14 protein-coding genes are annotated in these 18,772 nt (G+C 56.2%); 3 read left to right on the top strand and 11 right to left on the bottom strand.

The window, feature by feature from the left end; all coding sequences use genetic code 11:
• Window positions 1-191 precede the first annotated feature (191 nt).
• A complete protein-coding gene (gene ppdK / locus HMPREF0574_RS08945; protein WP_004008429.1) occupies window positions 192-2,924 on the top strand; it encodes a pyruvate, phosphate dikinase in 2,733 nt (910 codons plus the stop codon).
• Between the two features lie 204 nt (window positions 2,925-3,128).
• Here ppdK and HMPREF0574_RS08940 read toward each other — a convergent pair whose 3' ends face one another.
• The 6 genes from HMPREF0574_RS08940 to HMPREF0574_RS08915 all read right to left on the bottom strand — a co-directional run bounded on the left by HMPREF0574_RS08940 (window position 3,129) and on the right by HMPREF0574_RS08915 (window position 12,626).
• On the bottom strand, window positions 3,129-4,598 hold the full coding sequence (locus HMPREF0574_RS08940) for an alpha/beta hydrolase (protein ID WP_004008428.1): 1,470 nt from the start codon (window positions 4,596-4,598) through the stop codon (window positions 3,129-3,131).
• Window positions 4,599-4,719: 121 nt separating this feature from the next.
• Window positions 4,720-5,874: a homoserine O-acetyltransferase MetX gene (gene metX / locus HMPREF0574_RS08935; protein ID WP_004008427.1), complete on the bottom strand. Its 1,155-nt coding sequence runs from the start codon at window positions 5,872-5,874 to the stop codon at window positions 4,720-4,722.
• A gap of 29 nt (window positions 5,875-5,903) precedes the next feature.
• Window positions 5,904-8,219 carry a 5-methyltetrahydropteroyltriglutamate--homocysteine S-methyltransferase gene (metE, locus tag HMPREF0574_RS08930; RefSeq protein WP_004008426.1) on the bottom strand — a complete coding sequence of 772 codons (2,316 nt, stop codon included), beginning with the start codon at window positions 8,217-8,219 and terminating at the stop codon, window positions 5,904-5,906.
• An 84-nt stretch (window positions 8,220-8,303) separates the two neighbouring features.
• On the bottom strand, window positions 8,304-9,323 hold the full coding sequence (locus HMPREF0574_RS08925) for a methylenetetrahydrofolate reductase (RefSeq protein ID WP_004008425.1): 1,020 nt from the start codon (window positions 9,321-9,323) through the stop codon (window positions 8,304-8,306).
• Window positions 9,324-9,354: 31 nt separating this feature from the next.
• Window positions 9,355-10,728 (bottom strand): O-acetylhomoserine aminocarboxypropyltransferase/cysteine synthase family protein, encoded by a 1,374-nt coding sequence (locus tag HMPREF0574_RS08920; protein WP_004008424.1) that lies wholly within the window; start codon window positions 10,726-10,728, stop codon window positions 9,355-9,357.
• A gap of 230 nt (window positions 10,729-10,958) precedes the next feature.
• The gene (locus HMPREF0574_RS08915) at window positions 10,959-12,626 is read right to left on the bottom strand and encodes a D-alanyl-D-alanine carboxypeptidase/D-alanyl-D-alanine-endopeptidase (RefSeq protein WP_004008423.1); all 1,668 of its coding nucleotides are present in this window, start codon (window positions 12,624-12,626) and stop codon (window positions 10,959-10,961) included.
• 171 nt (window positions 12,627-12,797) lie between these two features.
• Between HMPREF0574_RS08915 and HMPREF0574_RS08910 the strand changes: the two genes are divergently transcribed.
• Window positions 12,798-13,343: an inorganic diphosphatase gene (locus HMPREF0574_RS08910; protein WP_081439163.1), complete on the top strand. Its 546-nt coding sequence runs from the start codon at window positions 12,798-12,800 to the stop codon at window positions 13,341-13,343.
• 48 nt (window positions 13,344-13,391) lie between these two features.
• Here the strand turns inward: HMPREF0574_RS08910 and HMPREF0574_RS08905 are convergent, their stop codons facing one another.
• Window positions 13,392-13,829, bottom strand: coding sequence for a DUF3499 domain-containing protein (locus tag HMPREF0574_RS08905; protein WP_081439162.1), 438 nt, complete (start codon window positions 13,827-13,829; stop codon window positions 13,392-13,394).
• Window positions 13,830-13,993: 164 nt separating this feature from the next.
• Here HMPREF0574_RS08905 and HMPREF0574_RS08900 point away from each other — a divergent pair, with 164 nt between their 5' ends.
• A complete protein-coding gene (locus HMPREF0574_RS08900) occupies window positions 13,994-14,491 on the top strand; it encodes a metallopeptidase family protein (protein WP_004010278.1) in 498 nt (165 codons plus the stop codon).
• A gap of 8 nt (window positions 14,492-14,499) precedes the next feature.
• Here HMPREF0574_RS08900 and HMPREF0574_RS08895 read toward each other — a convergent pair whose 3' ends face one another.
• Genes HMPREF0574_RS08895 through HMPREF0574_RS08880 form a run of 4 tightly spaced genes read right to left on the bottom strand, consistent with a single transcriptional unit; the run spans window position 14,500 to window position 18,741 of the window.
• Window positions 14,500-15,834 (bottom strand): DUF58 domain-containing protein, encoded by a 1,335-nt coding sequence (locus HMPREF0574_RS08895; protein ID WP_004008419.1) that lies wholly within the window; start codon window positions 15,832-15,834, stop codon window positions 14,500-14,502.
• A 52-nt stretch (window positions 15,835-15,886) separates the two neighbouring features.
• Window positions 15,887-16,846, bottom strand: a complete 960-nt coding sequence (locus HMPREF0574_RS08890; RefSeq protein WP_004008418.1) for an AAA family ATPase — start codon at window positions 16,844-16,846, stop codon at window positions 15,887-15,889.
• The gene (locus HMPREF0574_RS08885) at window positions 16,847-18,004 is read right to left on the bottom strand and encodes a DUF4350 domain-containing protein (RefSeq protein ID WP_004008417.1); all 1,158 of its coding nucleotides are present in this window, start codon (window positions 18,002-18,004) and stop codon (window positions 16,847-16,849) included.
• The gene (locus tag HMPREF0574_RS08880) at window positions 18,004-18,741 is read right to left on the bottom strand and encodes a DUF4129 domain-containing protein (RefSeq protein WP_004008416.1); all 738 of its coding nucleotides are present in this window, start codon (window positions 18,739-18,741) and stop codon (window positions 18,004-18,006) included. Before HMPREF0574_RS08880 ends, HMPREF0574_RS08885 begins: the two co-directional genes overlap by 1 nt.
• Window positions 18,742-18,772 lie beyond the last annotated feature (31 nt).

Here is an 18,772-nt window from a genome sequence, read left to right as displayed (position 1 = left end):
GAGTTCCCTCCCTTTTGCACCACGAAAGGGGAGACGATTGAACCGTGGAACGTCACGCGGTAAGGGGCTTGAAACCTGGCAAAAACCCGTGAAGTGACGAGAATGCACGGTGTGAGTGAGGGCGGAAATATTGCTAGGATAGTTCTGGCGCGTGGTGCGCAGATAGTTCGAAAAAGTTGGAGGCTTAACACATGCCCAAATTCGTTTACCGTTTTGCAGAAGGCAATAAGGATCAAAAAGACCTGTTGGGTGGCAAGGGTGCAAACCTGGCGGAGATGAGCAACCTCGGGTTGCCGGTTCCCCCCGGATTTACGATTACCACCGATGCTTGCCGGGCTTACCTAAAGGAAGGTAAAGTCCCCGAGGAAACTACCGTGCAGGTCACCAAGGCTTTGCGTGAGGTGGAAGAGACCGTTGGTCGCGAGTTGGGTGCGGCTGAGGATCCATTGTTGGTGTCGGTGCGTTCCGGCGCAAAGTTCTCTATGCCCGGCATGATGGAAACAGTTTTGAACGTCGGTCTAAACGATAAATCCGTAGAAGGTCTGGCTAAGATTGCTGGCAACGACCGTTTCGCTTGGGACTCGTACCGCCGCTTGATTCAAATGTTCGGTAAGACCGTGCAAGACATCGACGGCGACCTGTTCTCTGATGCGCTGGATAACATGAAAAAGAACCGTGGAGCTAAGGCAGACACGGATTTGAATGCCAGTGACCTGAAAGAACTCACCGCGCAGTTCAAAGAAATCGTTAAAGAGCAAACCGGTAAGCCGTTCCCCCAAGATCCGCGCACCCAGATGGACATGGCGATTGAAGCCGTGTTCCGTTCCTGGAACTCGGAACGCGCCCGCATCTACCGTCGCCGGGAACGGATTCCCCACGATTTGGGTACCGCCGTCAATATCGTGACCATGGTGTTTGGCAACATGGGCGCAGATTCCGGCACCGGGGTGTGCTTTACCCGTGACCCCTCCTCGGGTCGTCCGGGGGTGTACGGAGACATTCTGATGAATGCCCAGGGTGAGGACGTCGTGGCGGGTATCCGCAACACCGAAACCCTGAAAGACCTGGAGGGACACGATAAAAAGTCCTATGACGAACTGTTGGGTATCATGCGGAAGCTCGAAACTCACTACGAGGACATGTGTGATATTGAGTTCACCATCGAACGCGGCAAACTGTGGATGCTGCAGGTGCGCGTGGGTAAACGTACCCCGGCAGCGGCTTTCCGAATCGCTACGCAGCTGGTTGATGAAGGCTTGATTACCACCGACGAAGCCCTACTGCGGGTCACCGGCGAACAGCTGCAAAACCTGATGTTCCCGATGTTTGACATGTCTGGCAAACCAGAGGTGTTCACCAAGGGGATGGCAGCATCCCCCGGTGCCGCGGTGGGCAAGATTGTGTTCGATAACGACGCTGCCGAGGCTTCCGCTAACGCTGGGGTGCCGTGTATCCTGGTGCGTCGCGAGACGAACCCCGATGACTTGCGGGGCATGGTCGCAGCGGCAGGCGTGTTGACCAGCCGTGGCGGCAAGACTTCTCACGCCGCAGTGGTGGCTCGCGGCATGGGCAAGACCTGTGTGGTCGGGGCAGAAACCATCGTGGTTGACCAAGCTGCCAAGACCGCGACCGTGGGGGACACCGTCCTGCACGAAGGTGACGAGATTTCCATCGACGGTGGTACTGGCGAGGTATTCCTTGGTGCGGTTCCGGTGCAGGATTCTCCGGTGACCACTTACCTTTCTCACGGTTTGCAGGCCGGTCTGGACGCCTCAGACAGCGAAGATGAAAAGGACTTGATTAGGGCAGTCGACCGCCTGATGACTCATGCGGATGAGGTTCGTCGCCTGGTGGTGCGCACCAACGCGGACACCCCGGCAGACACGCAGCGGGCCTTGGATTTCGGTGCAGAAGGCATCGGTTTGTGCCGTACTGAGCACATGTTCCTGGGCGACCGTCGTCCCCTGGTAGAAAAGCTCATTCTCTCTCCGGAAGGGTCCGATGAACGTCAGCGTGCCCTGGATGCCTTGGAGCCATTGCAAAAGGGCGATTTCAAGGAAATGCTGAAGATCATGGACGGCAAGCATATGACCGTTCGTTTGATTGACCCGCCGCTGCACGAGTTCCTGCCGGACTTGACGACTCTGGAGATTAAGAACGCGGTGGCAAAAGCTCAGGGCGAATCGCTCTCGGAGGAAGACCAGCACATGCTGGAGGCGGTGCGTCGGATGCATGAAGAAAACCCGATGCTGGGTCTGCGCGGGGTTCGCTTGGGCATTTACCTGCCGGGCTTGTTTAAGATGCAGATGAAGGCGCTGGTCTCGGCGGCTTGCGAACTAAAGAAGGACGGCTTGGATCCCCATCCGGAGATTATGGTTCCGTTGATTGGTTCCATCCGCGAGCTCCAGTTGGTCCGCGATGAAGCTGAGGAAATCATTGCTCAGGTTCAAAAGGAATACGGTGTCACCTTTAACGTTCCGGTCGGTTGCATGATTGAGCTGCCGCGTGCCGCCATGACTGCCGAAACCATCGCCAAGGAAGCCGAATTCTTTAGCTTCGGCACCAACGACCTGACTCAAACTACCTGGGGATTCAGCCGTGACGATGTGGAAGGCGTGTTCTTCCCGCAGTATGTAGAAGCCGGAATCTTTGGGGTCTCCCCGTTTGAATCTATCGACACTCACGGGGTGGGTCGCGTTGTCGCCGAGGGCGTAAAGCGCGGACGGTCCACCAAGCCGAATCTGCCGATGGGTATTTGTGGTGAGCACGGTGGTGATCCGACTTCGATTCACTTCTTCCACAAGGTCGGATTGGATTACGTGTCCTGTTCGCCGTTCCGGGTGCCCGTGGCACGTCTCGAGGCGGGTCGTGCCGCTGCAGAACATCTGAAGTGGGACGAGTCCGCAACACAGGGTGTTGAGTAATCCTCAACGTCGCATCTAAATAAAAAGCATTTGGTGCCGGGTTCTATAAAGAGCCCGGCACCAATTTTGCGCCAGGGTCTGGCACACCGGGAAACGTGGACACCAGGAGCGTCCCGCAGCGTCGCCATCGTGGTAGTTGACCTCTCAGACAGCTTTAGAATAAGCGTATCATCGCAGGTAGTAAGCATTTAAAGGAAGATTTGCTTATTTGTTAAGGATGCCAGAATGAGAAATCCAAGCTGCCACTTCCGCGAAAAACTCTGCCCGTTCCAAAGGCTGGGACAGAGTTAAATCATGTAAACCGGACATTTGTCGCAGCGTTAATCCGCTGCCCACTCGACCGTAAAGGGTATTGATTCGATCTGCGATGAGATTTCCATTCAACACCGTGTCAATGTGACGTGCCGCTTCGGTCCAGCCTACCAGCGCAGTTTTATAGGGGTTTTCCATCTCTAAAGCTTTGCTGCTACCGCTAGTTAACCTTGACATGGTTGACAGATATAGCTGATGTTTCAACAGGTTCTGACGGCGCGGTGAAAGCCCAAGAGACTTCCACCTCTGAGCGATGAGCTTGTCAATCCGAGCAATCTCCGGCTGGTAAAAATCATCCGGGTCATGCGCTGCCGTCAAGCAGAGTACAGGTTGGTCAGAAAAACGCGCATAATCGACCAGCCACTGCTGGGTGCTCAGGATAGCGGAAAGCCAACCAAACAAAAGGGGAGTCCCGCTGCTCATGCGCCAACGCGAGTTTGTGGTCCAACCGCACACCGCCGGATCATTGCGAAATGGAACTAGGCGGCGAGGCAGCGGCGAACCAATAGTGCGGTATCCCACCAAAGAGTCTTGGTAAACCGTAGACCCTGGTCCCAGCATGGGGATATGCAGCTTCTTTAGATATTTCGCGATGAAGCTACGGACCGTATTCCCGGCAGGAATTCCGGATATGTCATGTACCACCCAGGGCGAAATAAAGATGAGACCGTCATAGGCATCGTGGTGACGCGAAGCCCACCCGGAAACTACGGCACCCCCATTGGAATGCCCCATCACAACTACCGGCAAATCAGGGTGTTCCTGGCGAGCTGTAGCGATAGCCCAATCTATCTCACAGTCATAAGAGGCGTAATCATCCTCGTAACAGTTAAACGAAACTAAACCGGACCAGGGTGGCATATTCCGACCGTAACGATGCAGGTCAAGACCGTAAAATGCGGCTCCCAGACGCGCCATCATCCGCGCCAGATGAGCTTGATAAAAATAGTCATTCCAGCCGTGAACGTACACGGCGATAAAACGGGGAGCCGACACCGCGTCAAGTTCTGTTTCGACTTGGATTTCGCGCCCTCGCAGCTCTGAGCTGAGGTAATCCTGAAGGTAATCCAGATTTCGGGTTGATGAGCTGTCCCATTGAGCCGATATGTCGGAATTGGAAACGTAGCCCTCGGTATGCTGTTGGGGGCTGGCTGGTGGCGGGAGAATCCGGAAGCTGCCCTGGTTAGGACCCCCACCGGGTTTCACATTTACCGGTACTACTCGATCGGGCAGCTGTGATTTTGGATCCTTCGAGGGAATATAGCGCACCAACGTGGCTGTGCGTGGAGAAATCTGATCGGGTTCCAACTGAAGTTTCGCAGCCTCGAACCCAGGACCCAGTACGTCAGGAAGGTATCGCATCCTTAAATTCTAACGTGTGTGACGATTCGTGACGCAGAAATGACTGAATTTTCAAGGTTTTCCGGGCAGGAATAACAAATTTGAAACCTGTCCCACTCAGGTTCCTGATGGAATCAGTCCCTCAGCAGCCAATGGTGGTGTCCTCGGTGGTGAGGAACTCACCGATTGCCTGACCGACCGCATCATTCTCAATCAAGAAGCCATCATGCCCGGAATCGGAATGAATAATGACCGCCTGGCTGCGCCGGGTCAATCGAGCCAACTGTTGCGTTTGAGAGGGGTAAAAGAGCCGGTCAGAGTCTACTCCCAGTGCCAGAACACGAGCCTGTACCTGGGAAAGTGCAACTTCTAAACCGCCTCGGCCCCGCCCTACGTCGTGCGTCAGCATCGAGCGAGTCAACACCCGATAGGACCCAGCATCGAAGCGTTTTGCCAATTTCACTCCGTGATGGTCCAGATAAGACTGCACCGCCAAGCGACCTCCCGAAAGGGGATCTTCCTGGTATCCCGGATCGCGTCCGAACCGCTCCTGCAGTTCCTTGGGGCAACGGTAGGTAGTATGCGCGACCTCCCGGGCTAAAGCTAACCCACGGAATGGTCCCTGACAAGGAGGATTATCGTAATAGTCGCCGTTGTGAAAATTCGTGTCCAGTTCCAGCACATGCATCTGGACATGGCACCAAGCAGCTTGTTCGGCAGTGGTGGCGCAGCCGGTAGCTACTGCCACCAGCCGCTCCACCTGTTCGGGATAGGTCACTGCCCACTCCAGAGCCCGATGCCCCCCATGGGAGCAACCAATGACGGCAAACCAGTGGGGAATGCCGAGCTGATTCATGAGGATTTTTTCTGCCGCCACCTGATCGCGAGTCGTCAACAGGGGAAAACGCGACCCCCAAGCACGCCCGTTCGGTGCCAAAGTGGCAGGACCGGTCGAACCTTGACACCCTCCTAACACGTTGGGGCAAACCACAAACCATCGGTCCGTATCTACCGCGGCACCAGGCCCGACCACCTCGTTCCACCATCCAGGAGTGACGTGACCCGGCCCGGCTGCGCCGTAGACATGAGAATCTCCGGTGAGCGCGTGATCGATGAGGATAGCGTTGGATTTGTCAGCGTTCAATGTGCCGAAAGTCTCAAAAGCGAGCCGGGCACCCGGCAGAGTCGATCCGCTCTCGAGCTTCAGCATCCCCAGGGCTGCAAACTGACGATTTCCCTTGGGGTCAGTAGGTTTCCAAGCCCCACTGACAGGTAACAACTCATTCGTCTCTGGCATCGCTATCCTCGGCTCTCCGGTGTGCAGGTTCAGGCTTCGAGCTTCGCTCGCACCGCCTTCGCCGCCCCGACCAAGTTCTCTAAGGTGGCGACTGTTTCCGCATAAGCGCGGGTCTTTAACCCGCAGTCCGGGTTGACCCAAACTTGCTGCGGATCCAAAGCGGCAACGGCCTTTTCCAACAGTCCGACTTCCTCATCAAGTTTAGGCACTCGGGGTGAGTGAATGTCCCAAATCCCCGGTCCTAACCCACGCTCGAAACCGTGCTCGTGCACCGCCGGCAAAATGTCCATCTTTGAGCGGCTGGCTTCAATCGAGGTGACGTCCGCATCCAGGTGATCGATTGCATCTACCACCACATTGAACTCGGAATAACACAAGTGGGTGTGGATTTGCAGCTCTTTGGGAGCCCCGCCGGTGGCGAGGCGGAATGCCCCCACCGACCATTGCAAATATTGTTCTCGTCCGGCTGCCCGCAATGGCAACAGTTCGCGAATCGCTGGTTCGTCGACCTGCACGATCTTAATGCCGGCAGCGTTGAGGTCAGCGATTTCGTCTCGCAGCGCCAACCCCAGTTGATCTGCGACCTCCGCCCGAGACTCATCATCACGGACGAAAGACCACGCCATGATGGTGACAGGACCGGTCAGCATTCCTTTCATCGGCTTTGTGGTGAGAGATTGAGCATAGGTAGACCATTCGACCGTAATGGGGTGAGAACGCGTGACATCTCCCCACAGAATCGAAGGGCGAGTGCAACGTGAACCGTAGGACTGCACCCAGCCATGTTCCGTGGTGGCGAAGCCCTCCAAGTTTTCGGCAAAGAACTGCACCATGTCGTTACGTTCAGCTTCTCCGTGTACCAAAACGTCCAAACCGAGATCTTCCTGCAGCTTTACGACCCGAGCAATCTCATTGCGGATTTCCTCGTCATATTGCGCCTCGTCGATTTCGTGGCGGCGGAATGCGGCGCGAGCCTGTCGAATCTCGGTGGTTTGTGGGAAAGAACCAATCGTAGTGGTGGGCAGCAGGGGCAACTGCAGAATCTCCGCTTGTGCCGCCAAACGCTGCGGATACGGGTCACGAGTCCGGTCTGCCACCGTCACGGCCGCGGTAGCCTGACGCACCTCGGCACGCTTTACTCCCGGATGGTTAGCTCGAGAAGCCAAGATTTCGGCATTTTCTGCCAGCTCAGCGGTAATAGAATTGGGATCTGCCAAACCACGCGCCAAGGTCTGTACCTCGGCAATTTTTTGGTCCGCAAAAGCCAACCAGGAACGCACTTGTGGGTCCAGGGACGTCTCTACCGCCGCATCGTGTGGAACATGCTGCAGCGACGTGGAGGTGGACACGCTGAGATTAGGGACGACCTGGTGAATCGCCTGTAAAGTCGCGAGAGCCTGCCGCAAGTCGGTGCGCCACACGTTGCGACCGGACACGATGCCCGCCACCAGGGTCTTGTCGCCGATAGTCTTAAGGTCAGCAGGGCTGGGCACGGGACCGGCTACCAAATCCAGACCAATAGCTTCCACGTCGGTGGCAGTCAGCACGTTCAGTCCATCGAGACCCAGTGGTCCGTACGGAGCGTTAACAAAAATTTGCGGGCGATTGGTCAGTTTGCTCAAAAATTCGTAAGTTTTCCGAGCCACCTCCAGCACTTCCTCGCGGGAAGTGGACCAGGTGTCACACACCAAAGCTGGCTCATCCAGCTGGACCCACGTCACCCCGGCTGCCGCGAACTGGCTGAGGAAAACCTCGAATCCAGCCAACACTGCGTCCAATCGCTGCAAGGGCTGGAAATGGGTCGGGGCGTCCGCGCTCGCTTTTGCACCCAACAGATAGGTAACGGGACCGATGAGGACCGGTCGCAGCGCGCTGCCCCCCACCTTGACTTGTTCCAGCCAGGGGTTAGCCACGGCAGAAATCTGCGTGTAGGGACCGATTTCGGGAACCAGATAGTGATAGTTCGTGTCAAACCATTTGGTCATTTCCAAAGCAGCTTTATCATCGACGCCCCGCGCCAGGGTGAACTCTCCGTCCACATCCAGAGAGCCGTCGGGGCGTACCAAGTTACCAAAACGCTGGGGTACTGCTCCCAGGGCGCAGGTCAGGGTCAATACTTGGTCATAGAGCACAAAGTCTCCGGGATTTGATCCCGGTTCGGTCAGTCCCAAGTCTTTGAGATGGTCGATACGGGTCGTTAACTGCTGGTTTATCTGGGTATCAAAAGTGGCGCGATCGATTTTTTGACCCCAGTAGTGTTCCAGGCTGCGCTTCAGTTCGCGGTTTGCGCCAATCCTCGGGTATCCCGCTACAGTGGCGGCGGGAAAAGTTTGCTTTTCAGTCATTTTCGACAGTCCTTTCCATAGGTCATAATTTGTGATTTTTGATTAAATTCGATTTGTCTCGCTGAGCTTTCTTGGTGAGGAAACTCAGGGAGAGATACGGTGCATGGTGGCATTCATCAGACCGAGCAAGTCTTGGGAGTCCTCCTGATCCACGTGGGTAAAGCCGCGTGAACGGAGATGCTCCACCAAGTCCAAGACCGGTCGGGGGCGGTTAAAGGTATAGAAGTGAATGCCGGGGGCATTGGCTTCAATGAGGTCGTTGACGAAGTTCAGAGTGGCACCTAAGCTCTCCAAGATTCGCTCGGCTGGATCAGAGATATTAGCTATGCTCTTAATCCTTTCCGGAACTGGAACCCCGGTGAGACCTTCGAGTCGTTGGAGGCGGTGCATGTCTGTAAACGGAATTATTCCCGGAACGATGGGTATCGTCACGCCTTGGTACGTTGCTGATTGAACTAGCTCGGCATAGTCCCGAGCCTGGTAAAACACTTGGGTGATGGCAAAGTCGGCGCCAGCCGCTTGCTTTTGCACCAGGGCTTGAACTGCATCCGTGCGAGTCTGGATACTTCCCGCTGGATAAGCTGCCACCGCGATGCTAACGGCGTGGGCATCCCCCAGATAATCAGCGGAAACTTCCCTGATTAACTGCACAAGTTGGAACGCTCGGTCAAATTCGTTTGGCTCGGCTGCTCCTGACGCACTATCGGGAGCTTCATCTCCGCGCAACGCGAGGAAATCACGCACTCCCAAGTCCATCATGTCCTGGATGATTCCCACCAGTTTCGTTCGGGTTTTCCCCAAACAGGTCAGGTGCGCCAGGACAGGGCGTCCCGAACGCTTCAAAGCGTGCCAGAGGACGGATTGTGAAGCATCCGGTGTTGTACCGCTCGTTCCAAAAGTAACGGAGACATAATCGGGACGAGAATCTAGCAGCCGGTCTATTCCTGCCCATGCCTGGGAAGTCAGGCGGGAGTTACGCGGCGGATACAGCTCGTACGATACTCGCAGGTCTCGCCCCGACCCGGTCCGGCGCGAGGTCGCGCCGGACTCGGGGAGAGACGAAACCGCGGGACGCGGAGCCGCATAGAGGTCTTTGATAGTCATCAGTATTCCTAAGTAAGTGAGAATTATTTAACTATGCGACGTTTACCTGCTGTGCCGCGGCCAGACCGCGTTCAATATCTGCCAAAATATCCCGAGGAGCTTCGATACCAATCGACAGTCTGACGGTGCCGGGGGTGATGCCCTGCGCTAACAGCTCGGCTGTAGTCAGCTGAGCGTGCGTGGTGGAGGCAGGGTGAACCGCTAAGGAACGTACGTCTCCGATATTTGCGACATTCGCCAGCAATTCCAGGGAATTGATGAACGCCTTACCGGCTTCCAGACCTCCTGCCAAATCAAAGTTCAACAGGGAACCGCAGCCCTTTGGGGTGTATTTTTGTGCCAGCGCATAGAACGGAGAGGAAGGCAGCGAAGACCACCGCACCGTCTCTACTAAGCCCTTGCCCACTTGGGACTCCAGGAATTCAGCGACCTGACGCGTGTTGGCAATGTGTCGTTCCATCCGTAGGCTCAGCGTATCCACACCCAGTCCTACCGTCCACACCGCGAAAGGTGAGGCTACAAAACCGAGATCCCGCTGACCTTCCACTCGTGCTTTCAAGATAAATGCCAAGTTTGCCCCTAAGGACCCCTGTACACCGAAATCGCGGGCATAAACAACGCCATGATAAGAGGAATCAGGAGAGTTGAAACCGGGGAAACGTGGAGCCGCTTTTTCCGCAGCATAGTCGAACCGACCGGAATCAACCACGACACCGAGCATGGCTGAACCGTGCCCGCCCAGGTACTTGGTGGCGGAATGCACCACGATGTCAGCCCCAAACTCAATGGGACGGCACAGATACGGGGTGGGAACCGTATTGTCGACAACGAGTGGAATCCCGACCGCATGTGCGGCTTGAGCCAAAGGCTCCAGGTCCAGCACATCGCCCTGTGGATTGGGCACCAGCTCCCCATAGTAAGCTGCCGTGTTCGCGTCGGTGCGGGCCGTCCACTGACTAATGTCGCGAGGATCGTCAACAAAACGCACCTCGATACCGAGACGATCCAAAGTATGACCCAACAGGTTAAAGGTGCCCCCATAAATCGAGTTTGAAGCCACCACATTTTGCCCCTTCGAAGCCAAAGTCAAAATGGTCAGCGTAATGGCAGCTTGACCCGAGCCGGTCGCAATCGCCCCAACACCGCCTTCCAGCGCGGCAATCCGAGCTTCCAAAGCATCGTTGGTGGGATTACCCAGGCGAGAATAAATGGGACCCAGCTCCTGCAGAGCAAATCGGGCAGCTGCCGACTCCGCACTCGGAAAATGAAATGCGTTCGTGGCATAAATCGGCACCGTTTGCGTGCCCGTGGTCGGATCGCCGGCATATCCGGCATGAATCTGCAGTGTATCGAAGCCCCATTCAGGGTGGTCGACCCAGTTGGGTCCAATAGTAGTTTTAGACATAGTAGTTTCCTTTGCGTGAGTTGTGGTTGTACAAACTTGTCCCCAAAAGATTTTGGCTCTGACGGGCACGCAGGAACATAAAGATACGAATGCTCAGCACCGGACGCGGCGCGGGACGTTTAGAGGCTGACGTGCACGTCAGCGAGGCATTCGTTTAATCATGCTGTGATTGTAGCAACCTCGCGACCAAAATGCGAAACCGACATTTCAAAGCGCAGGTCAGCGCGGTTTTACTCGGCGGACGCGTCTGGACTCGACGAGGCAGGAGCGCCAGGAGGAGAATCCGGAGGTTGGCTCTTGGGGTCAACTTTCGAGAAAGACGTTTTCGCGCCGAGCAATCCGTTGATGAACATCTGTTTAGCTTCAATACTGGGACCACCTTGAGACTCCGGGTAACCAGAGATGACCAGGGCATAAATAAACTCCTGGTTATCGCGCACGAAAGTTCCTGCCAGCGAATTCGTAATCGCTAACGTGCCGGTTTTGCCACGCACGACTCCTGCAGCCAGAGTTCCCTGATAAGTGTGCTCCAAAGTGCCATCTGCGCCTGCCACGGGGACATTGGCAGTAACCGAGTGCAATTCGGGATGGTCTCGACTCGTCGTCAGCCGTACCACGTCTGCCAAGACTCGCGCCGGAATCCGCGTCTCATAAGCCAGCCCTGAACAGCCCTTCAGCTCGGTTTTGCCCAGGTCCACACCCAACTCTCGCAGTGAATCCATGACCGCTGCTCCCGAGCCTGCAAATGTCGGTTTCGCGTTGCGGTGCAGTGCCACCAGTCGACCGAGACTCTCCGCTAAAGTATTATCCGAAATCTTTAACATTTGCCGTTCCACCTGGGCGAGCGGCGCCCCTTGTGCGTAAGCAATCGGAACGGGACCGTGACTGGCAGAAACCTCGGTACTCACTTTCGGTAAGGGGGAGAGCGGATCAAGGAGCTCTTTTGACGCCAGACCCGATTTACCTACCTCGACTTTGGCTGGTCCAGCCCCACCCAAACGGCTTAAGGCTTGCGCGAAAGCCTGACCCGCGACCCCGGCTGGGTCAGATTGGTACCCCCGGTAAGCATTCGGATCGACCAGCCCAGTGTTAATGGCCATGCCTTGAATGGGGCCAACCCAGCGGTCGTCCCCGTCGCGCCAAGAAGGAGAGGCAGTTTGAGAGCCAAACCAGGAGGTGTCCAGCACCAAAGTGTAGGGCTTTCCATTCAATAGGCTGCCCGCGGGTGATTTGTCCCGAGAAGCCGGTGAGTTCGAGGTCGCAGATTTAGATTTTTTCGCGGAGGAGGGCGGGGGACCTCCGGCAGCCGGTTTAGTGTTCCCCGGAGTTTGGGCAGAAAGCGCCACTATGGTGTCTGCTGCGAGAGTATCCAGACCGGCATAGCCTTTTACGGAACGCGGTGTGTCCGCGCCTGCCCCCAGCAGCATGTCTCCACCGCCGATTAAAAACAGTTTGCGTTTATCGTTATCCCATGCCACGACCGTGCGGGCCCGTGCGTCCGGACCAAATTCGTGCAGCGCCGCTACCGCAGTGAGCAGTTTTGTCGTCGATGCGGCAGTCAGCGCGCTTTGGGGTTCATGAGACGCCAGTTCCACACCGTCGCGGTCGCCTACCCAAAACGATAGCTTTGCGTTGGCGAGGCGGTAATCGGTGGCAAACTCGCGCACCAGGGCTTTATACGTATTGGCGTCGAAATTAGTGGACTTGGCAAAGAGCGGAATCTCGGCTGGCTCGGGACTCAGCGCAGGAGAATCAGGAAAAGGAGCTACTCGCGGCAGCGGTGCTTTGAAGGTCAGAAAACCGGGCACTAGGTCTGCCCCGTCAGCGCCGACGTAAGCACCGCCGAGAACCAGGGCGCCAGCAATTAACGTAGCGCTTACTCGTCCTTTGGTATGCACCGCGACCCCCTGTCACACGGTCCGTATATCTGGAAACAACCCTATCTAGTATAGAAGATGTCGCTCTGGGGTGGGGTGTGGCACAATAGTTTACAGCGATGTTCACCAAAGCAGGTGACGTCGATGCCAAGTAACGCCAATCCGGAGACACCGGTGGCACAAAAAGTAAGGATGCCGAAGAAAATAATGGCTGAGGATTTTTTGACGTTCAATGTGACCATTGAGATTCCGAAGGGGAACCGAAACAAGTACGAAGTCGATCACGAGACGGGGCGTATCGTTTTGGATCGAATGCTGTTCACCTCCACTCGCTACCCTGATGACTACGGTTTCATCGATGATTCTCTTGGTTTGGATGGCGACCCGCTCGATGCCTTAGTCTTGTTGGAAGAGCCAACCTTCCCCGGCTGTGTCATCAAGTGCCGGGCACTGGGGATGTTCCGCATGACTGACGAGCACGGCGGTGACGATAAAGTCTTGTGCGTTCCCGCCACTGACCAGCGAGCGGCGTGGCGTACGGAACTGGAGGATGTTTCGGAGTTTCATCGCCTGGAAGTCCAGCACTTCTTTGAGGTTTACAAAGACCTAGAACCCGGCAAATCCGTAGAGGGAGCTAACTGGGTCGGGCGTGAAGAAGCCGAGAAAGAAATTCATGCCTCGTGGCAGCGTTTCCGCGACAAGGAAGGTCCGGACGCTCATACCTACATTCACCTGTGAAAGACTTACGGCGAGACCGGTCAACAGTTTGGTTGACCGGTCTCTGCTTTAGCTGACTTGTTTCGGGGGCGGTACCAGGGTTAGGTGACCGTGACGTTTCCCGGTGGCGGGAGGCGGTTCGGACGCGGTTGCGTCCGAACCGCTGGATGAGTGAGCGTCTCTTCCTAGGGGACCGCGATACCCTTCGGGATGCACGGCTTGACGGGGGGCAGGATTTTGCGCCGCTGCCTTTACAGCGTTGGCTAAAGCCATCAGTTCTTCATCGTTGGGGGGAGGAGGCGTAAAAGAATTCGTCAAATGTACGACTTCCCAGCCCCGTGGTGCGGTCAGCTTTTCCGCGTGTTCGCGACAAAAGTCGTAGGCTCCTGGATTTCGATGGGCAGAGAGTGGACCAATAATTGCGCTGCGCTCCCGGTAATCAAAAGTCATCGTCGCCACCGCCGGGTTGGGGCAGCTTGGTTTGGAACAACGGCGCGTATAAGTCACCCCTCCAGCATACTGTTACCCCGTCCGGGATACGGTCAGGCTCGCTTGCTAACATCGATTCTGAGCCGAATTCGAGAGAGCTGCGACAAATGCTTAAATCTCGCAGCGATGACTTCTTTCGGACGTCCTCGACCCCGCTGCCGTCACGGGATAAGCTAGAGACGATGAGTGGAAAAACTAGAACCGATCGGGTTCGTGTCTTGGATTTGGGTGGCGAGATTCGCTGGGACGTCAACAGCGGACCACGGCTGCGACGTGCCTATGTCCGTCGCGATCGCCACGGCCGCGGTAACCGTGGAGTCTTGGTTCCAGCGATGTTGCCGCGTTACCGAACCCGTCGGGAAACATTTGACGAACTGGTCATTCAGGAAGTCCGATCCCTGGTGGCAGCCTGCCCGGAACTGGCTGCTATCCAGTACGGGGTAGAGGATGTCCCGCCTTCGGATCCGGCACCCTGGGAGAGCGAGTCTGTGGTCCTAGGCAGGGGCTTCGGCGCCGACCCAGGCAAAAGTTTGCCTGCTCAAGTAGTCGTGTATCGGCGTCCTTTGGAACAGCGCGCTCGCTCCACGGATGATTTGCGTTACCTCATTCACGGGGTGGTGCTGGAGGAATCTTCCCAACTCATCGGCAAGCATCCCGAGGACATTGACCCGCATTGGTAGAACGCGACTCAAATCTGTCCGCGCCGCTTTAACGAAATATAGGCATCTGCCAAATTTGGGGGCAGATTTTCGGGGGTGGCATTTAAGATGTGTCCCCCCAACAGGGGTATCAGATTCCCGGCTTCTTCGTGTTCGTTCAACTCCGCCATCGCAGCTGCCGCCAGGAACGCATCCCGGGGATTGAACCGACCCAGCGACTGCTTAGCATCATTGAGGTTCCATTGGCTGGGAAGTTGAGCCAAGCGTTCCAATTCGGGATCTAAAGAGTTTGCCACCAGGACGTGATGCCGGGAGGACAACGCCTCTATCATCGGCATCAGACCGGAACGTTCCGCCCCACCTTCCAAACCCGTCAGAATCACCACCAGCGAACGCTGCCGCAGCCCGGAAAGCAAAGTGTGGCTGAGCCCTGACCAGTTCGCTTCAGTGAGAGAAACTTGCAGGTCAGCCAGAGCTTGCGCCATCTCAGTTATCAGCCCTGCACCGCGATCCGGTTGGATATGGAAACGAATCTGATTGTCGAAAGCAATGAGATGAACCCGATCTCCGGCACTGCCAGCCAAGGCTCCGAGCAGCAAGGCTGCCTCCATAGAGGCATCCAAACGGGGATATTTATCGAGCCGCACTGCGGCGCTGCGCGAAGAATCTAGGCAGATGATAACGTTGCGGTCGCGTTCTGGGCGCCAAGTCTTGACCACGGGGGTACGCAGTCGCGCGGAAGAATGCCACTCAATATCGCGCACGTCGTCGCCAGGGACATATTCCCGCAAGGAATCAAATTCCGATCCCTGCCCCCGCTGCATCACCAGGGAATTGCCCTCCAAACGTCGTAACGTTTTTAGGCGTGAAGGCAGGTATTTGGCGCTGCGAAACTCGGGTAGAACTTGCACTTGCTGCACGATGGGTGCGGAGAACTGACGAGCCCCCAGTCCCAAGGGTCCATAAGAACGCACGGTGACGGCATCGCTACGCAGAGTGCCTTTGCGTTGGGGGGTGAAGCTGGCTTGTAAAGTGGTCGTGCTCTGCGCGTCCAGCGTCACTCGTTGCCGGCGTGGCAAGGCTTGCAGTGAAGGTGGCCACGCGTCGCGTATCTGGGCATGATATTTGCGTTTGGTGGGATTTTTCACGCTCACGGTGTAGGGCGTTTCGGCACGTTGACGCAACGTGTGGGGCAGAGAACGGGTTATCGCCAGATGTCGGGGACTGGGGGCAGCGATGACATCAAACAGCCACACCAGCAGGCACACCAACAACCAAAAAAAGGCGCCAGTTTTCCAGTGAGTCAGCAGCACCAGTGGAATACCCAGCGCTATCAAAAACGCTAGGCGTTTGGAAACTGCCATGTTTTCGCCTCTCCTCTATCTTTGCAGCTTGAAAACCCGGATTGCGTCGCGTTTAGCGAGGCACCGGGGTGGTGGCCAGGACACTATCCAAGACGGTCTTGGCGTTGACCCCTTCCATTTCAGATTCGGGACGCAGCCGGAGACGGTGTCGGAACGTGGGCAAGACCAGGGACTTTACGTCGTCCGGGGTGACGTAGTCGCGTCCGGACAGCCATGCCCAAGCCCGTGAAGTTGATAGCAGGGCCGTCGCGCCACGGGGTGACACCCCCAACTCGACCTGGGGTAAAGAGCGAGTGGCGCGCACCAAGTCGACGATATAGCCCAACACTTCACTGCTGGCTTTAACGTCCTTGACGGCGTGACGAGCCGCTGCGATGTCCGCTGCGTTGGCAGCTACGTTCACTCCCGCTGCATCGAGGTCACGAGTGTTGAAACCGCTCAAATGTAGCTGCAATACCTCCAGCTCAGTTTCCCGCGTCGGCAGAGGAACATCGAGTTTCAGCAAGAATCGGTCGAGCTGAGCTTCAGGCAGGGGATAGGTACCTTCGTATTCCACCGGGTTCTGGGTCGCGATTACCGTGAAAGGTTTAGGCAGCGGACGACTCACTCCGTCAGCGGTGACTTGGTGTTCCTCCATAGCTTCCAACAAGGCAGCTTGAGTTTTCGGAGGGGTGCGGTTAATCTCATCCGCCAGCAGCAAGTTCGTAAACACGGGACCTTCCCGGAAGGTGAACGATGACTCTTTGGCATTAAAAATCAGCGAACCGGTCAAATCGCCCGGCATCAAATCCGGAGTGAATTGCACCCGTTTGTGGCTCAGGTCCAGCGATTTCGCCAAAGCTCGCACCAGCAGGGTCTTGGCAACACCGGGGACACCTTCCAGGAGCACATGCCCTTCCGCCAACAACGCGATTACCAGCCCGGTTACCACCGCATCCTGGCCTTTCACCACCTTGTTGATTTCGGTACGCAACGCGATGAGCTTGCGCAAAGTCGGATCTTGCATATCCATTTAGCTTTCCTTTCGCGGATTTAATTTAGTCAGGAGATAAAGGTCGTGCATTAGGTTCCCCAACCCGCGGGCGGTAGTGGGAACCTCGCCATAGAGCAGTTCGTGAATCTGTGACTCGGCAATTCCGGTGTAGCGAGACACTTCCCGCACCATTACCGGGGGAGTCGTCGGGGTCGGAATGTGCAGAGCTGAGCCTATGCGTCGAGCCGTGTATTCCCGCGCCTTGTGGGCAGCCGCCGCTACCGCTCCAGACTTTTCGTAGAGATGCCCCCGACCGTAAACCGCCTCGGCACCGTGCACCACCACCGGTAACTCTTCGGGAACCACGCGACCCAAGCGACGCCCTTGTGCCAACGTAAACACGAAAGCCGCCACGAATAAATACACTAGGGCAATGAGGAAGAAATCGGGTAACAGAGGCTGATCCTTACCGTTTTGGTCAGAACCCTGCTGGAATGTGGTGCCGTTGACCCAACCAACCTGGGGACTGGAACCCAACAGATTCAACAGCAAAGCGGCATTACCGGCTGAGGCGATAGTGTCGTTGCGTGCCAGGCTGTCCTCAGACAGCAAAGCTAAGTGGAATCCCTCAGGACGCTTAAACGATACGTAGGCAAAAGCGTTATCTTGTACCGGAAAACATGCAGCTTCGGGCTGGCGCAAAGGGCGCAGCGAACCGCGGGTAGAGGAAATCGTCTGGGCTGCTTTCGCGCCGGGGAAATCGCATTGAGCCTCGATTCCGTCGGGAGTTCCTGCCGGTACGGATTGCACATAGGGATCGAAACGTTTACCTTGCGCCAAAGTTCCTATAATCAACAGGTTCGTGGGAGTGTGCAGAATCTCTCGCAGGGCGACGTCGTCAATCTCATTGGTGTTGGTGATTACGACGGTGTCTTTGGAAGTGAAGTTATCCAAGTCTCGCATTGAATAGACGTCTTTGACCATGACTCCCCGGTGGCGCAGCACTTCAGCCAGAGCCATCGCCCCGCTGCCTTTCGGGTTGCGGATGGACAAATCGACATCATCAGTGGGGGCACGCAGCACCGCGCTGAGGAAAGAAAAAACTGCCAACAATATCAGACCGCCGATAACCCAACGACTCCGAAAAATCGCTTCCGAGATACGTGGAGTGGCAGTAGGCGGGGTCGCGCTGCTCATCAGGCAGTACCTCCCGCCGTTACCAGGGCTTCCTGCGGTGTATCGGTGGCGTCACCGCGGACGTGGGAACGATTTGAAACGAAAGACTCCAGCCGAGAATCTAGGGAAATAAGCCTTTGTACTTGGGCAGTGTCCGATTTTCGACGCCCATACCGCAAGGCATTAAATACGTTGGCTGCCCAAGCCAATTCTTCTGATTCTGCAGGAACTGCCTGACTGAGGGCGGTGCTGCCTTCACCGGCGGTGAGTCCGGGAGTGATTACCAGCAGTTCATTGGCTTCGCAAAGACGCAACAGGTGACGGAATTGCTCCAGGAAAGCCGTGGAGTAGTCCCCGCGGGCGAGGGCATTTTGTGCTGCCGCCAAGTATTGCACCGCGCTGCGGTTATCCTCGAAAACCGCAGCCTCGTCGGCGAGAGTGGGCTTGATTTGCTCCCCGAACTTCCAGTTTCCAGTGAACAAAATCATGATGATGATGACCAGCAGCGCCACTACCAAAGCGGCAATTAGCCACAGCCAGGAAGGCAGGACGGGATTGACGCTGGTGGAAGAAAAAGTGTCGGCAAACCACTCTAGGATTTTTTTCAGAAGGGAGGGGCGTTCCTGGTAAACCGGTTTGGACAGTTCCTCTTCGAGCGTGTCGCGCCCCTCCCGGTCTGATACGTCCGCCAATACTAGGCTGGACAAATCAACATGATGGAGCCACAAGCTCCCCAGTTGCGTTGAAATGTTCAGCATCCCTACCCGAAAGTCCTTTCCGCAGTGTCGT

This window comes from Mobiluncus curtisii subsp. curtisii ATCC 35241 (assembly GCF_000146285.1).
GTDB classification, from domain to species: domain Bacteria; phylum Actinomycetota; class Actinomycetes; order Actinomycetales; family Actinomycetaceae; genus Mobiluncus; species Mobiluncus curtisii.
This window is presented reverse-complemented; position numbering and strand designations above follow the sequence as displayed.

Excerpts from the sequence above, each read along its gene's own strand:
- HMPREF0574_RS08920 (WP_004008424.1), bottom strand. The coding sequence starts at position 10,728 with ATGTCTAAAACTACTATTGGACCCAACTGGGTCGACCACCCTGAATGG.
- HMPREF0574_RS08880 (WP_004008416.1), bottom strand. The coding sequence starts at position 18,741 with ATGCTGAACATTTCAACGCAACTGGGGAGCTTGTGGCTCCATCATGTT.
- HMPREF0574_RS08910 (WP_081439163.1), top strand. The coding sequence starts at position 12,798 with ATGCCGAAGAAAATAATGGCTGAGGATTTTTTGACGTTCAATGTGACC.
- HMPREF0574_RS08890 (WP_004008418.1), bottom strand. The coding sequence starts at position 16,846 with ATGGATATGCAAGATCCGACTTTGCGCAAGCTCATCGCGTTGCGTACC.
- metE (WP_004008426.1), bottom strand. The coding sequence starts at position 8,219 with ATGACTGAAAAGCAAACTTTTCCCGCCGCCACTGTAGCGGGATACCCG.
- HMPREF0574_RS08925 (WP_004008425.1), bottom strand. The coding sequence starts at position 9,323 with ATGACTATCAAAGACCTCTATGCGGCTCCGCGTCCCGCGGTTTCGTCT.
- HMPREF0574_RS08900 (WP_004010278.1), top strand. The coding sequence starts at position 13,994 with ATGAGTGGAAAAACTAGAACCGATCGGGTTCGTGTCTTGGATTTGGGT.
- HMPREF0574_RS08895 (WP_004008419.1), bottom strand. The coding sequence starts at position 15,834 with ATGGCAGTTTCCAAACGCCTAGCGTTTTTGATAGCGCTGGGTATTCCA.
- metX (WP_004008427.1), bottom strand. The coding sequence starts at position 5,874 with ATGCCAGAGACGAATGAGTTGTTACCTGTCAGTGGGGCTTGGAAACCT.
- HMPREF0574_RS08885 (WP_004008417.1), bottom strand. The coding sequence starts at position 18,004 with ATGAGCAGCGCGACCCCGCCTACTGCCACTCCACGTATCTCGGAAGCG.
- ppdK (WP_004008429.1), top strand. The coding sequence starts at position 192 with ATGCCCAAATTCGTTTACCGTTTTGCAGAAGGCAATAAGGATCAAAAA.
- HMPREF0574_RS08940 (WP_004008428.1), bottom strand. The coding sequence starts at position 4,598 with ATGCGATACCTTCCTGACGTACTGGGTCCTGGGTTCGAGGCTGCGAAA.